Genomic DNA, 15,598 nt, shown 5'->3' with positions numbered 1-15,598 from the left:
GAAAGGATGAAATCTGTTATCGTTTCAAAGTAGTGTTTGGCACTGAGGCCATCGGAATCAAAAAATGCGAACCAGACAATGCCCTCAATATTGACCATGATGGAAAGCGCAGCTACCTTTACGTCAAGGTTCTTGAAATCCCCTGAATCAACGCCTCGCTGTATGATGCCTTCAATTAGCTCAAGGAATTCCTGATAAACTTTATGTGTTTTTTTTCGGAAATCTTCATCGCGGCTGGAAAGAGCCCAGAATTCAAGTTCAGCCTTGAAAACAGTCGGATTATCATTGTAGGCGTTCAGGAAAAAATCAAAAAGTGCCTTAAGCTGATCAGAGGCAGAAAGATCCTCTTCAACAATATGGTTAAGGGTGACACCCCAGCGGTTAACCCAGTGATTAACAAGGGATAGGAAGATATCTTTCTTGGACTTGTAATACCAGTATATGGCACCCTTGCTGAGGTTTGCCTTTGCCACGATATCGTCCATGCGGCAGTCGGAATATCCCTTCTGTACGATAACATCCAGCGCTGCGTCCAAGATCTGTATTTTCCTGTTATTTTCTTTAGATTGGTTGTCTGATTGCGTCATAAACCGACCAGTCAGTCTAGTACTATTTTACACCCCTTCTGACTCAGTTGCAAGAGAAAAATGCGGTGTGAAAATGTTTCCGTTTCATACTGCTCAGAGGTAATGAAAAAACTTTTGTTTCAACCTGCAATGGCTTTAAATTGTAATTGCGAATCAGTCTCAGTGATGTTGTCCTTAATCCAGGGAAAATGGCAAGAGACTATATGACACCGTTGTTTAACTGTAACGAAAAGTGAACCATTATAGCCAAAGTCAACTTGCTGATCATCAAGATAGGGTGATTCTTGTGGGTAATCCCAACGTAGGCAAGAGCGTCATTTTCAGCTATCTTACGGGGCGGTATGTGACCGTCTCCAACTATCCCGGCACGACGGTGGAAATCGCTTCCGGTAAGCAGATAGGGAAGAAGGAGACGCTTGTACTCGATACCCCGGGGATCAACAATCTCATCCCGACATCAGAAGACGAGGTTGTCACCAGGAACATGCTTCTCGATTATCCTGAAGCCGGCATAATCCAGGTAGGCGACAGCCGTAATCTTGAGCGTACAATTCTCCTCTCTCTGCAACTAAAGGAGCTGGGCGTCAAATTTGTCTTATGTTTGAACATGATGGATGAGTCGAGGGAGCGGGGCATTGAAATTGATGTGCAGGATCTTTCGCAGAAACTGGGTGTCCCCGTAATTCAGACTGTGGCGACACAACACATCGGTTTGAACAAGCTTATTCCCGCGTTGAATGACAGTGGTGAGAATCGTTCTCCCAGTGTGCAATATCCCGAAGCCGTCAACGAAGGCGCCATGGCTGTTGAGGCCCTTATTGAATCCAGTCATCCGTTTAAGAGAAGTATCTCTCTCATGCTGCTTGCTTCTGATCTTTCATTGAAGAATTGGGTTGACAAGGCCGTACCAAAGGATAGGCTGGAGGAACTGAATGAGCACCTCAGGGAGACGCAGACGCACTTTCACACTTCAGTGAACAATGTGATTACCACCGCCAGACTGCGTCATGCCAGGCAGATGGCGCAGGAGGTGATTTCTAGGGAAGCGGAGGTATCCTCTTCCTTCTTCAGGAAGCTGGGTGAGTGGAGCCATCACAGATACTGGGGGCTTCTCATTGGAGGCGCGATTCTCTATCTCATGTATCAATTTGTAGGTGTATTCGGTGCGGGCACATTGGTAGACTTTCTGGAAGAAACATTATTCGCAGCATGGCTGATGCCGCTCCTCGCGTCTGTCGTCGATACTGTCTTGCCGGTTCAATTCCTGCGCGACATGTTAGTGGGGGAGTACGGACTTCTGAGCATGGCGCTGTCCTATTCCATCGCTATCGTCCTTCCCATCGTGGGTACTTTTTTCATTGCCTTTGGTATCCTTGAAGATTCAGGCTATCTGCCCCGGCTGGCGGTGATGATGAACAGGTTGTTCAAACTGATGGGTCTCAACGGCAAGGCGGTTCTTCCCATGGTTCTCGGCCTGGGGTGCGACACCATGGCGACCATGACTACCAGAATTCTTGAAAGCCGCAAGGAACGCTTGATTGTTATTCTTCTGCTGGCGCTCGGCGTTCCGTGTTCCGCCCAACTCGGCGTCATCCTGGGAATGTTGGCGGCACTGTCGCCGGTCATGACAATACTATGGATTGGGTGTGTGCTGGCCGTTCTGTTTATAGTCGGTTATCTCTCCTCGAAGATATTTGCTGGCGAATCGTCAGACTTTGTTCTGGAACTACCTCCCATGAGGTTACCCAAACTTTCGAATATCCTCGTCAAGACGATGGCAAGAATAGAGTGGTATCTGCGGGAGGCGGTGCCGCTGTTTTTTCTGGGAACGTTTGTGCTGTTCGTTTTTGACAAAATGAAGTTGCTGGGTGCCATCGAACGGGCTGTTTCACCCGTCGTCGTCGGATTTCTCGGTCTGCCATCGAAAGCGATGGAGGCGTTTCTCATCGGGTTCCTGCGGCGGGACTACGGCGCCGCCGGACTTTACAAGCTTTTCAGCTCCCAGCTATCTGAGGCTTCTGTCGCTATGGAAACTCAGATTCAGGTGGTAGTCAGTATGATTACTATCACCCTGTTCATGCCGTGTATCGCCAATTTCTTCATGATCATCAAGGAACAGGGATTGAAGACAGCCGTTGGTATGTCTCTCTTTATTCTGCCGTTCTCCCTTGTGATAGCGGGAGCGGTTAATCACATCCTGCGCTGGGTGTTGTTGTGAAATCAATTATCGAGGATTGACTGCTTAACATAATAAGGTATAATATGTCGGTAGCTAAACGATGGACAGCAAGTGAAAATACAGGAGATTAGATGACGGACTGCCCACTCTGTAATCACTGTTTCGATGAGACTTCTGAGAACTGCCACACCGGCTGTTTTATGAGTAACGGATGTCCACTTATCAAATGTCCCGACTGCGGTTACGAATTTGTGATTGAATCGAAAACAGTAAACTTTTTTAAACGTATTATCCGGGGAGGTAAAAGTGAGCGTAGATCAGAGAGAGATTGACGAAGTCCTCGAAGCCATCTGGGTAGCAAGAGAAGACAACAAGACTTCAATTAAGAATGTAAAAACTATCTGTTCTGGTGATGCCACTGATGAGGTCGATGTTGAGCGGACTCTCAGTGAACTCGAACGGTTAGAGATGGTGAAGTCCCATGGGGACACGGTCGAATTCCTGGCATCGGGCGAGAAACATGCCGAAGGGGTGATCCGTCGCCACCGCCTGGCAGAGCGGCTATTTACAGATGTTCTTCAGGTATCAGACGCCGCCGTGGAGCTGACAGCGTGTCAGTTTGAGCATATACTCAGTTCTGAGGTTGTCGATTCTGTCTGTGCCTTTCTGGGACATCCGCCTCTCTGTCCTCACGGAAAAGCTATCCCCTCCAGCGATTGTTGCAAAACCTATCACAAGGAAGAACTCAAACCTCTTATAATCAGGCTGGCGGACCTGGAGATTGGGAAAGATGCTGAAATCGCTTTCATTACACCGTCATTTCATAAACGGTACGATCGCCTTACTGCTCTCGGCGTCATTGCCGGTAACCCTATCAAAGTACACCAGCGAGAACCCTCTTTCGTTGTCCGTATTGGCGAGACAGAACTGGCTATTGAAAAGGTCGTTGCGCAGGAGATCTATGTAAAAGCGCCATAGCTATCAATTTCGTGAAGGGCAGGTGACACCGACAATCGACTGATCAACAGAATGTGGCCGTATCGGTCGCAACTATTCAATCCGCCCCAACTGTCTATACTTTTCCTGATACTTCTCATAGAGCACTTTGTGTTTGTCGCGCATATCGATCTTCTTTCCTTGGACGAACATCTGAACCACCTGCGTTCTGATATCGAGAGGATCACCATCGGTAATGATAAGGGTGGCATCTTTTCCTGTATCGAGCGAGCCCACGCGATCGTCAATTCCCAGGATTTCTGCCGCATATAGCGTCACAGTCTTGAGGGCTTCATCCCGCGGGAGACCGTAAGCTGCCGCCGTGGCGGCCTGATACGGGACGTTTCTCTGGTGGGGCGCCGCAAACTGGCTCGTACTCGTTGCGATACAAAACTTGACTCCCGCTCGATAAAGCCTAAGAGGTGCGGTAAACTGTACGTCGTAATCTTCCCAGCGTCGCGACGGCAGGGAGTGGACACCGTCATAGATAACCGCAATCTTGTATCTCGCCAGAAGATCGGCTACGCGCCAGGCGTCATCGCCTCCTACGATAGTTATATCTACGCCTATTCTGCGTGACCAGTCTACAGCGGCTTCGATCTGCTGAACCTCATCAGCGTGAACGAAGATTGACACTTCCCGCCTCAGAACGGGTATCATGGTTTCCCAGCGCAAATCGGTATCGATCGCCGGACCATCGCCTCTCTTGTAAGCATCGCTGGCTTCAAGATAACCTTTCGCCTCATTGAAGACTCTCTCCAACGTCTTGAGTCGTTCTTCTCTCTGTTTTTTCAGCTCCTCTTCGCTCTGCATGAAGTACGGATACGCACCGCCGGTCATGCGTGGCCAGTTGAGATGCATGGCTGTTGGAGCCTTGAGAGTGGCTGATTCCCATGTCCACCCGTCCAGCATCATGGCGGCGGACGTTCCTGAAATGAGGCCACCCATGGGCGTCGTATGTATGATGGCGATGCCGTTTGAACGGGTGACGGGAATCAGTTCCGAATCGGGATTATAGCTCACTTCGGCACGGACGTTCGGATTTACCGTACCCGTCTCTGAGTAATCCAGTGTCGCCCTCACGGCGCCTATCTCCATCAGCCCCATGGTGGTAGTGGCGGCGATGAGGCCGGGATAGACGTGTCTGCCCACAAGATCGATAGTTTCCGTGTTGTCGGGAAGGTTACCGAGTCTGCGCCCTATGGCAGTGATGACGCCTTCCTCGAATAGGATATCGCCACGCTTAATGACTTTTGCAGTCACCGGGTGGATAGTGGCATTTGTCAGCAGAATGGGGTGCGTCTGAGGAGGTGCCGGAATCTGATCGGAGGCGATTGCCACCGATAGAAGTATGGTTATACCTTTTAGTAGTCTGCTCATTGGATCACCCCCTCAAGGCAGCTGTACGGATGTGACAGATGCGGCCTGTAGTGACCGCCTTGTTTTTTGCCACCGGGTGACTTATCCTCGGAAGCAAGAATCTTCTGGATCAACTCATTTCGCTCACGGCTCGCTTCCTCTCTCATCTGCTGATCTTTCACAAGATTGAAGTAGTTCCTGCCTTCGATCCATGTCTGTTCACAGACGGCAAAAGTGGAGAGAGGGCTTTCACTCCAGATGACGAAGTCGGCGTCTTTGCCCTCTTCCAGTGAGCCGACCCATTCATCTATACCCAGCTGAACAGCGGGATTGATGGTGACGAATTTCAGTGCGTCCTCCTCCGAGATTCCTCCATATTTGACGGCCTTGGCCGCCTCCGTATTCATACGCCGTGCCAGTTCGCTGTCGTCTGAATTGTAGGAGGTTGTGACGCCGACCTTCTGCATGAGTGCGCCGTTAAAGGGGATGGCGTCAATCACCTCAAATTTATAGCCCCACCAATCGGTGAATGTCGATCCTCCGGCGCCGTGGTCTGCCAGTGCTTCTGCCATCTTATAGCCCTCAAGTACGTGCTGAAAGGTACCGATACGGAAGCCGAAGTCCTCAGCCACCCTCACCAGCATGAGGATCTCATCCTGACGGTACGAATGACTGTGGACGAGGCGCTCTCCCCTTAGTATTTCTGCCAGCGCTTCCAGCTCCAGATCACGCCGTGGCGGGATCTTCTTGAGAGACTTGGACTTGCCGCCCCCATGCTCATCGAATTTTCTCTGGTATTCTCGCGCAGCCGTGAAAGCGTCACGGATAATCTGTTCAACGCCCATGCGAGTCTGGGGATAGCGAGTGGTGAAATCTTGGCCCCAATTACTCTGTTTCACATTTTCGCCAAGAGCAAACTTGATTCCCTGCGGTGCATCCTTCAATAGAAGATCATTGGGCGCTGTTCCCCAGCGCAACTTGATGACGGCATTCTGCCCGCCGATGGGGTTTGCCGAGCCGTGAAGAACATTCGCTGTGGTCAGCCCTCCGGCCAGCTGGCGATAGAGGTTGATATCATTGCTGTTGAGGACGTCGCGGATGCGTACCTCAGCTGTGACAGCCTGGGTTCCCTCATTGATGGAAGAGGCAGCGGTGTGACTGTGACAATCGATGAGGCCGGGTGTAATATGTCTCCCCTTGGCATCGATCACAACAGCATCTTTCACGCTTCCGGAAACTTTCAGATTTCTGCCGATTTTCCAGATCTTCCCCTTCTTCACCAGCAGGTCGCTTTCTTCTACAATGCCCGCCGGGCCCGAGGTCCAGATGGTAGCATTCTTCACCAGTACGATGGGAGATTGATCGGGCATCGCTTCGAGGCCGAAGGCCCCTTCGGGATAACGGACTGCCAGCGTACTTGCTTCCTCTCGCTTCTTGGGCTTCTCCTGCTCTGGCTTTTCTTCAAATGGGGTCGTCCGGCGAGCGAACCATCTAATCGTTTTTCCATCTGGAGTTCTCCCCTGTCCCTCGGCGTAATCTTCTTTCACACTCCCTGATAAGCGGACGATTCCGGTTAATTCGAGACTATCACCATCAAAGAGGAAAGAGACACTGTTATTGATCTCAATCTTGATGTTCTTCAAGTCGACTGACGATTCGTTCCAGACCAGTTTCGCCTTCAGTTTCGTCTTCTTGCCGGAGACGTCCAGCGTATCTTCTCGCATCATATCATTATACGTCCACTGCATCAGCCACTTGCCGCGGAGGTCTTCATCTGGCTCCTGAACAAGACGGTGACGGTTACCCTGAATCCAGACTTCTGTGACTTGAGACTCGCCCTCGAAATAATTGCCGTCAACCACTGTCAGGTTGGCGATCTTTCCCTCCTCGATAATGCCGAGCTGTTCTTCAAGTCCCAGATATCTGGCTGGTACTGTAGTGAGACTGGCCAGGGCGTCTTTTTCGGACAGACCCCGCTCCACAGACCGGCGCAAATTCTTGCTAAACGAGGTCCCGTCTTTAAGTTCTGAACTTGTGAGCGCAAAGGGGATCCCGGCCTCAATCATTTTGCGGGGGTTATCGGGAGCCAGATCCCAGTGCCGCAGTGCCGCATTCGTCTGCTGGAGGGATTTTTCCCATGTCTCAACGTCAGGTGTCTGCGGAAAATTAAGAGGAAGAATCACGAATGCGTCGAGACCGGCAATTTCTTTCAGACGGCGATACTCGTACCCATTCCCATGTAGCCACAGTTTTAAGTCAAACTCCTTCGCGATCTGTCCAGCGCGAAGTTCCGCCAGTTCATCGCCAGCCTCAAAACAGAAAGCGCCGTTAGCTTCGGTGTGTTGAGAGAGGATCTCCAGAGCACGATCCACTTCTGGTTGTTCGTTATTACCCGGGAAACGGCTGTAGGTTTTCCATGCATCAGCGTACCAATCGGAGTTGATTAATGTCTGACGCATGAGAGCGATGGACCCCAGCAGTGAATTGGGATAAGACCGATCTCTCCAGCCGCCGTATTCGAAAGCCGTCAGATGAACTGGCCCCTGTTCGTTAATGACAGATCCGGATGACCATTCTTCTAAATGTATCACGGCAGATCGTCCCCTGAAGATGCCTTCAGTCGGCACAAGGTGAGCCGAGGTGAAACCGAGTTTCCGCAACTCCTCCAGTTTCTTATCCTCGAGGACGAACTCGTCAAGAACCCTGTAATCCGGTCTGACCAGCTTATTCCAGTGAGCGGTAGCCGTTGCCTCTTCCTTTTTCGGTTCCCTTTCGCTTGGGCGTTCTCCGCGGCCACCTTTTCTCTTTTTATCACGTGTCAGGTAGCTCTCGACAAATCCGGCATAGATTGTCTTGCCTGTCAAATCTATCTCCACCGCGTCTCGGGGGTACTTGGCGACTTTTCCCACCGATTTGATGAGACCGTCCCGGATGACAATCTCACCCTTATCGATCGATTTTCCGGGTTCGGTAACCACCACCGCGCCCTTGAGGATAAACACGCGTGGTGTGTTGTAGTGCAGTCCTTGGTCGGGATCGACAGGTTCGACCTGCGCGATTCCTTGAGTTGCCAGAACAGCTAGGATTATGAGGTGTCCTAAGGTCGTGCGGTTCATATCTGCTCCATCTGTTAGGTTAGGATGAGTGAGAGTCGGTAAGTTAACTACACCCACCTTTTTGTGGGGGAGTTTTTTGATCCGAGGCAGATGATTACCGCAAGGCTATATTTATGCTCTGACATTTTTTTAAGCTAATAAAAATAGACGGGTATCCCGCGGGCGCTCCCATGGATCACCCGCTCTTTCCGCTATTGACCGTCTGATTTGTACCTCAGAAATTCTATAGAGGATCCGCTTTGATCTAATACTGCAATAGGTTTGTATTGGATGAGCGTCTGTGGGGAGGTTAGAAACTATCTCAACAGTACCATTTTCCTAGTCTGTCTGAACTCGCCTGCCTGCACCGTATATAAGTAGACTCCCGCGGAGACGGCTTCTCCAGCATCATTGGTGGCATTCCACTGCAGTGATTTAAGACCGGCTGTTTGTTCCCTGTCAATCACGGTTGCGACGTTTCTACCCATTATATCATAAATGGTCAGTGTCACTACTCCATCTCTTGGCAGAATGTAACGTATTATTGTTGCTGGATTGAAAGGATTGGGATAATTGTCAAAAAGCTGAAACTCTGTGGGCATCCATATCTCATTTTGTACAGTCAAAGAGGTCGTATTGAATTGTCCTGGTGAACCGTGTTCTTGCGAAGCAGACCAGTTTGCCGCTATGGCATTATCCGAATACGGATCAACCAACTCGAGCGTCGGCCCATTCCCGTCCGCTCCGATAGGCCATGGAAAAGAATCATCATATTCGACAACATCCACTAAAACGCCGCTGGCATCAAATAACCTGGTCAATTCACCTGCGCCGTCTAATCCAAAACCGAGATCACCAACGTAATTACTCACATCCGGGAATAAAGCTGAGAAGGCGTCAGCATCCTTGCATAACACCAAGTATTGATCTGGACCAAGGGAGCTATTTTCTGGAATGGTAAACACATGAGCATCATTTTCATCTTTGAATGTCCAATTGCCGATATTTATTGGGTCGTTAGTCGGGTTGTACAATTCGACCCAATCCTCCGGATCAAAGTCATCAGCTGAATTGTAATTAATTTCATTGATGACAACTGTAGAGCCTGAAGCGCCAAGGTCTACTGTATATTCATAGAATTCACGTTCGGCCTTTCTTGGACTTAGTATTAGTGCATCATCGTTGCTTGCTCTGACATAATACTTCACATGATTTCCACTGTCTTGAAAAGGGATAATAGCTCCATGAATAGAATCATTTGCATCTCCATCTCTATGTTCACCATCATCATACATGGGAATAGATGTAAAGTGAGAATTATATTCGTTAATCGTGGCCATTAACTCTACCAGGGTAGCTCCAGTCACTTGAGCCTGAATGAACACATCTTCTCCTTCTCCGGGATTAGTATTTTCCTGGACAACATTAGCAATGACCGGTGGAGTCTTTTTGATCTCCTTATGGTTTAACAGGTAATCAATCCGCTTATCGACGGTTGAAGTGATGCCGCACCAGTGGCCTCCGTCCGGTGTCACAAGATAATTGTCCACGTTGTATCGAAAATAGTCGCCGTTGACGAAAGAGGGAAACAGGTTGGGATCATTTTTAGCGTAAGGTTCAATTATATCCTGTATGTCGTAGGCAAGATCCTGAAAATATTCTATGGTGTAAATATCTTCTATAATGGTACGCATGTGTGCCGTATACAACTTTTTATATAATGGTATACTGATCAATTGACTGAAGAGGGGCCTCGCCTTATCATCCTCAAATAAGAATGGATCCCAGTAATAAACCCAGGAGGCGTCGCCCCCCATGCCGAGAATATCATTGATTTGAGCGCCACCAAACGTTTGATCCTTATCCCAGGGAATCGCTTCAAACTGACCGCTGCTTGTATTGCGGTACAAATAATAATTGTGCGTGTTCAAACCTGTATAAGCATCTAGATCAGGCATGACAGTTGATGCGGCAAAAAACCATAGTACTCTATCTACATTAAGGATTGTTTCAATGTTTTCGATGTCAAAATTCAAGGTATAGATAAGTTCCAGAAGTTCGCTCCAGCCGGATTCTGATTTCAATTCATACCCTTTTTGGTAAGCGTAAACGGTAGAATCACTTCCATACCAGCGCAGGTCAGGAGAAGCATAATAAGGATCACCATAGTGAAACTGAGGTTCACACTTGAAAAAAGTGCCGTCGTCGTTGCCAAAGTGCTTAGTCAGAAAGGGCTTAATTACCGACTCTACCGATACGTAAAGACCCAAAAGTTCTTCATTAACAAAAACATTCATATAGCCGGTTGCTGATGTTGGGAGATAATATGATTCAGTGATATAACCAATTTGCTCTCTCACAAAAGTGGCATCGAATATTGAATTAGACAGTTTGATTTTGTTGTAGCCCATGAGATCCTGGTCATCGTGAATTAGATCAAAATCAATGTTTAGAGGGAATTTGGGACTATCAGTCTCTCTCGCCCACCAGAAGGTCGAATTGCCTTTATAGCGAACGCCCACACTGTCCATTGTTTCACCATTAAAAGTGATAGTGGCCAGTTCGTAGGTCTTATCATCTATCTCCCATTGGGCCTGTAGCACGGAATCATAATCGGCATTATAGAATTCAATTTCCAGCGTATGAACTTTGTAAGGATCGAAAAGCTCCTGTCCGAAGAGGATTGTGCTTAATAAACACACTACTACTTTGATTGAAGAGAGATTAACGACATGGCGATCTTCTGAAGACTTCTTTAGAACCATTAATCAGAAGTTTCTTCCCTTCAGATGTGTCTTCGTCAACTCCTTGGTAAGAAACTGATAGGCGTCGTCCACGGAATCAGAGAAGTGAAAAAGGTTCAGATCTTCCTTTGAGATAGTACCTGCTTTTACCAGGTAATCGAAGTTCAGCACCTTGTTCCAGTAATCGGGGCCGTAGATGACTACCGGTACTTTCTTTCTGATCTTGCCGGTCTGGATCAGGGTCGATAGCTCCATCATTTCATCGAGCGTTCCGAAGCCTCCGGGGAAAACGACTAACGCCTTCGCCAGATAGAGAAACCAGAATTTGCGCATGAAGAAGTAGTGGAATTCGAGGTCTAACTCTTCGGTGGTATAACGATTGCCCTGAGGTTCGTACGGCAGTGAAATGTTGAGTCCGATGGCGTAGCCGGACGCCTCGCTTGCTCCGCGGCAGGCAGCTTCCATAATGCCTCCACCTCCGCCGGAAGTGACAATAAAGCGATGTTTAGAATGCTTCAACCCCTTGGACCATTTTGTGAGACGATAGGCCAGTTTTCTTGCATCTTCATAATATTCTACCAGATTGAGCAGATTGCCGTCAGACTTTTCTGCTCCTTTGTCCGGCTTTTTCGCATCCTCAGGTGAGGGGATTCTGGCTGAACCGAAGAACACGATGGTGTCTTTAATCTTTCGCCTGCGGAAAATCCGTAACGGTCCGAAATATTCGGCGAGCAGTCGCGACGGCCTGGCTTCGGAGCTGTTGAGGAAATCGAAATCTTTGTAGAACTTCTCTCTATTCTTATAGTCTCTGGTCATGTTATTCACTCCTGCATAATGTGGTCGTGCTTCAGAACAAGCGGACAAGATTACTAAACGTGCTCAGTAATGACAAGGGAAAGCAGGTGAGAAGCTAAACGTGATTCAGAACCGTGAGTAGTCTATTCCCTTCTGTACCCCCCACCTCCGGGTGTCTTGATTATAATCCGCTCGCCCGCCTGGACGATCTTCTCCGCTTTGGAATTGAGTTGAGTTACCGCGCCTTCCGCTGTAACGAGGAGATTTTTGCCCTTCCGTCCCGGACGACCTTCGGACATGCCGTAAGGCGGATACACTCTTCTTTCAGACAGGATCGAGACTTTGCGTGGCTCAAGGAAGAGTATCTCCCGCACAGTACCGTCACCGCCCCTGTTTCCTCCCTTTCCGCCCGATCTGCGCCTCAGGGAAAATTGCTCCAATCGCAACTCCGGAAAGCGGTGTTCCAGCACTTCCGGGTCGGTGGCACGCGTGTTAGTCATATGAACCTGAACCGCGGAAGCACCTGCGTGATTCTTGGTTGCGCCTGACCCACCGGCGATAGTTTCATAATACTGTTTTCCTTTACCGTCGATTCTGCCGAAGACAAAGTTGTTCATCGTCCCCTGCGAGGCCGCTGCTACGCCGAGGGCGCCCAGCAACACGTCAACAATCCTCTGGGATGTTTCCACATTTCCGCCGACAACAGCCGCTTCGTCGCTGGGAGAAAGAAGAGAACCTTCAGGAATGTGAATGTCAATCGGTTCCAGGCATCCTGAGTTCAGGGGAATTTCGGCATCGATGAGCGTCCTGAAAACGTAGAGGACAGCGGCTTTCGTTACGGCGATAGGAGCGTTGAGGTTGCCTTTCAGCTGGGGGCTCGTGCCGGAAAAATCTATCGTGGTGCTATGAGAGTGGGGAGGATCGTCTCCCCTTTCAATGGTGATGGCGACACGGATGCGCGAGCCGCCATCGAGGAAATCTTCGAACTGCGACTCAAACCGATCGTCCTTGGCGAGGAACTTCCCCAGTGCCAATCGCAAGGATTCGGCGGCGTTCTCGCGGATGTGACCCATGTATGCGAGTACTGTATCAAGCGTATATTTTTCAACGAGAGCGTTCAATTCGCGGATGCCCGTATTGACAGCGGCGATCTGGGCTCTCAGATCAGAGACTCTTTCGTCGGGATTGCGTGCCGGAAACGGGGAAGATCTTAGCATCAGCCGCAGTTTACGTTCCCTGAAATTTCCCGAGTGGACGAGCAGGAAGTTGTCGATGACTATACCTTCCTCATCGATTGATGTTGCAAAGGGCGGCAGGGAGCCCGGCGCGATTCCGCCAATGTCGGCGTGATGCCCGCGGGTGGCAGTGTAGAAGATCGGCTTTCCGCCGTCGACAAAGACGGGAGCAATGGTCGTCAAATCAGGAAGATGCGAACCGCCCCGGTGAGGATTGTTCATTAGGTAAACGTCACCTTCTTGCATCGTCCCTGTATTGGCCTCAATAATCGACTTGACGGACTCGCCCATGGCTCCTAGATGTACCGGCATGTGAGGTGCATTTGCGACCAGATTTCCGTCTGAGTCGAAAATAGCACAGGAGAAATCGAGACGCTCCTTGATATTGACGGAGTGGGCTGTATTACACAGCGTGTGACCCATCTGTTCAGCCACGCTCATAAATAGGTGATTGAATACTTCCAGCATAACAGGATCGCGGGCGGCGGAGACTTCCTTAGATTCTCTCTCGTGCTGAGTAATAATCAGGTGACCGTAGTCGTTGACTGAAGCCGAGAATCCCGGCTCAAGAACAGTTGTGGAGTAGGACTCAACTATGATAGCCGGCCCTTCGATTTCCACGTTGTTCTGCAGGTGATCGCGGTGATAAACAGGTGTCTTTACAGCGCCTTCAGTGAAATAGGATGTAGATGTTTGGAGTGGCTTCGCCTCTGCAAACGTTCTCGGCCCTTTGTGCTTTGCCTCACTTAGTTTCTCACTGCGCCCTGTGACATCTACGCGAATGTTCACCAGTTCAAGTTCAACGTCGATCGGTCTGAATCCGTAGTGCTGCTCATGAACATCGGCGAAAGCGTCCGCGATTCTTGTGAAAGGCATCATGGGAATGGACAGGTAAGAGTCGGTCCCCAGAGGCCGCAAGTCGAGATAGCGGTTGATTTCGATTTGATCTTCGGGAGTACCGCCTTCAGTCAACTCCTGCCTCAACGGTTCTGAAAGATCATCGAACTGTGTCTGGAGAGTGGCATAGAGCTTCTTATCCAGTAGCGCCACAACGGACTTGACTCCGTAGCGAAGTTGAACGGCCGTGGCGATTCCGTAGGCTGACAGCAATCCCGCCAAGGGATGGATTATAACAGTTTCGATTCCGAGAATTCTCGCAATGGCGCAGGCGTGCTGGGGAGCGGCGCCTCCGAAGCAGACAAGGGCGTGCGTCCTCACGTCGTATCCTCGAGAGACAGAGATTTCCTTTATGGCCTTAGCCATGGTTTCGTTGGCGATTGTGACACATCCGAGAGCCACTTCCTGGGGCGTCAGATGAGAAGAGGCGGCCTGGCTCACTTCATCAGTGAGGATATCGAATCTTGCCTTAGTGGCAGTTCTGTCCAGTGGCCTGTCTCGCGTGGGGCCAAAGGTGGTTGGGAAGAACTGCGGCACAATCCGGCCGAGTAGCAGGTTGGCATCTGTCAGTGATAGGGGGCCATCGAGGCCGTAGCAGGCAGGTCCCGGATCAGCTCCAGATGATTCAGGCCCTACGCGAAGCTTCTGGCCATCGAACCAGAGAATAGATCCGCCGCCGGCGGCTACGGTGTTGATGTTCAGGCTCGGCGCCTGGAACTGGATGCCCCCCGTTTCTACCTCGAAGACCGTTTCGAGTCGGCCGCAGGAGCGCGACACATCCGTGGAAGTACCGCCCATATCGAAGGCGATAACTTCGTCCAGACCGTTCACCTTCGCCACGCCCGCCGCTCCGATGACGCCTCCCGCCGGTCCTGAGATGATGGCATCCTTGCCCGTGAAAGAGTCGGCGTCGGTCATGCCGCCGGAGCTTTGCATGAATTCCAGTGGAATGCTGCCGGTGAAGGCTCTGACAGAATCGATGTAACGCATGAGAATAGGACTCAGGTATGCGTCAACCACAGTCGTCTGTCCCCGGCCGACGATCTTGATTAGCGGCATGATCTCATGACTGACAGACACCTGCCTGAAACCGAGCTCGCGCGCAATCTGCGCTACACACTCCTCGTGCTCAGAGTTCTTCCAGGAGTGCATCAAAACAATGGCGACCGAAGTGATCCTCATGCGGCGGATTCGTTTCAGATCCTCCCTCACTTTGGAGGCTTCAAGTTGCCTGATTATTCTGCCGCTGTGATCTATCCGTTCGTTCACCTCCTTAATGCAGCGGTATAGCTGTTTCGGCTTCTTTACAGCGAGCTTGAACAGTTCCGGTCTGGCCTGATGTCCGATCTGTAGCAGATCGCGGAATCCCTTTGTGATAAACAGCGCTACTGACGCACCTTTCCGCTCCAACAGGGCGTTAGTAGCCACGGTTGTTCCCATTCTTATTCGTGAGACGCGATTTTGCGGCATGGGTTGCCCTGTTTTGAGGTCCATCATGCGACGGATGCCTTCTATGGCTGGATCGGTGTAGTCGACGGAGTGGGAAAGCACTTTTATGCTCTCAATTTTGCCTTGAGGGCCGACGCCGATAATGTCAGTAAACGTGCCGCCCCTATCGATGGAAAAGGTCCATTTGCGGTGCGTCTGGTTGGCGGGCATTGAATTCTCCGTGATAGGTCAGAATGTACTGCGCCCCATGTCGATAGACGAA

At 50.1% G+C, this 15,598-nt stretch carries 8 protein-coding genes; 2 read left to right on the top strand and 6 right to left on the bottom strand.

The genetic code is table 11. From position 1 onward, the window contains the following. Positions 1-536: TetR/AcrR family transcriptional regulator (locus QF669_03310; GenBank protein MDP6456475.1), on the bottom strand; the 536-nt coding region annotated here is incomplete at its 3' end. Between the two features lie 328 nt (positions 537-864). Here QF669_03310 and feoB point away from each other — a divergent pair. Continuing rightward, positions 865-2,805 (top strand): ferrous iron transport protein B, encoded by a 1,941-nt coding sequence (gene feoB, locus QF669_03305; GenBank protein ID MDP6456474.1) that lies wholly within the window; start codon positions 865-867, stop codon positions 2,803-2,805. A 267-nt stretch (positions 2,806-3,072) separates the two neighbouring features. After that, on the top strand, positions 3,073-3,744 hold the full coding sequence (locus tag QF669_03300; protein MDP6456473.1) for a metal-dependent transcriptional regulator: 672 nt from the start codon (positions 3,073-3,075) through the stop codon (positions 3,742-3,744). A gap of 72 nt (positions 3,745-3,816) precedes the next feature. On the opposite strand, the gene QF669_03295 is transcribed toward QF669_03300, so the two are convergent. The 5 genes from QF669_03295 to QF669_03275 form a co-directional block, all read right to left on the bottom strand. Then, on the bottom strand, positions 3,817-5,142 hold the full coding sequence (locus QF669_03295; protein MDP6456472.1) for an amidohydrolase family protein: 1,326 nt from the start codon (positions 5,140-5,142) through the stop codon (positions 3,817-3,819). Then, the gene (locus QF669_03290) at positions 5,139-8,237 is read right to left on the bottom strand and encodes an amidohydrolase family protein (GenBank protein MDP6456471.1); all 3,099 of its coding nucleotides are present in this window, start codon (positions 8,235-8,237) and stop codon (positions 5,139-5,141) included. Before QF669_03290 ends, QF669_03295 begins: the two co-directional genes overlap by 4 nt. A 296-nt stretch (positions 8,238-8,533) precedes the next feature. Beyond that, positions 8,534-10,981 carry a CotH kinase family protein gene (locus QF669_03285; protein ID MDP6456470.1) on the bottom strand — a complete coding sequence of 816 codons (2,448 nt, stop codon included), beginning with the start codon at positions 10,979-10,981 and terminating at the stop codon, positions 8,534-8,536. Positions 10,982-10,984: 3 nt separating this feature from the next. Then, positions 10,985-11,776, bottom strand: a complete 792-nt coding sequence (locus QF669_03280) for a TIGR00730 family Rossman fold protein (GenBank protein MDP6456469.1) — start codon at positions 11,774-11,776, stop codon at positions 10,985-10,987. 122 nt (positions 11,777-11,898) lie between these two features. Further along, positions 11,899-15,546: a hydantoinase B/oxoprolinase family protein gene (locus QF669_03275; protein MDP6456468.1), complete on the bottom strand. Its 3,648-nt coding sequence runs from the start codon at positions 15,544-15,546 to the stop codon at positions 11,899-11,901. Between the last annotated feature and the right edge of the window lie 52 nt (positions 15,547-15,598).

Source organism: Candidatus Neomarinimicrobiota bacterium (genome assembly GCA_030743815.1).
Lineage (GTDB): Bacteria > Fidelibacterota > Marinisomatia > Marinisomatales > S15-B10 > UBA2146.
This window is presented reverse-complemented; position numbering and strand designations above follow the sequence as displayed.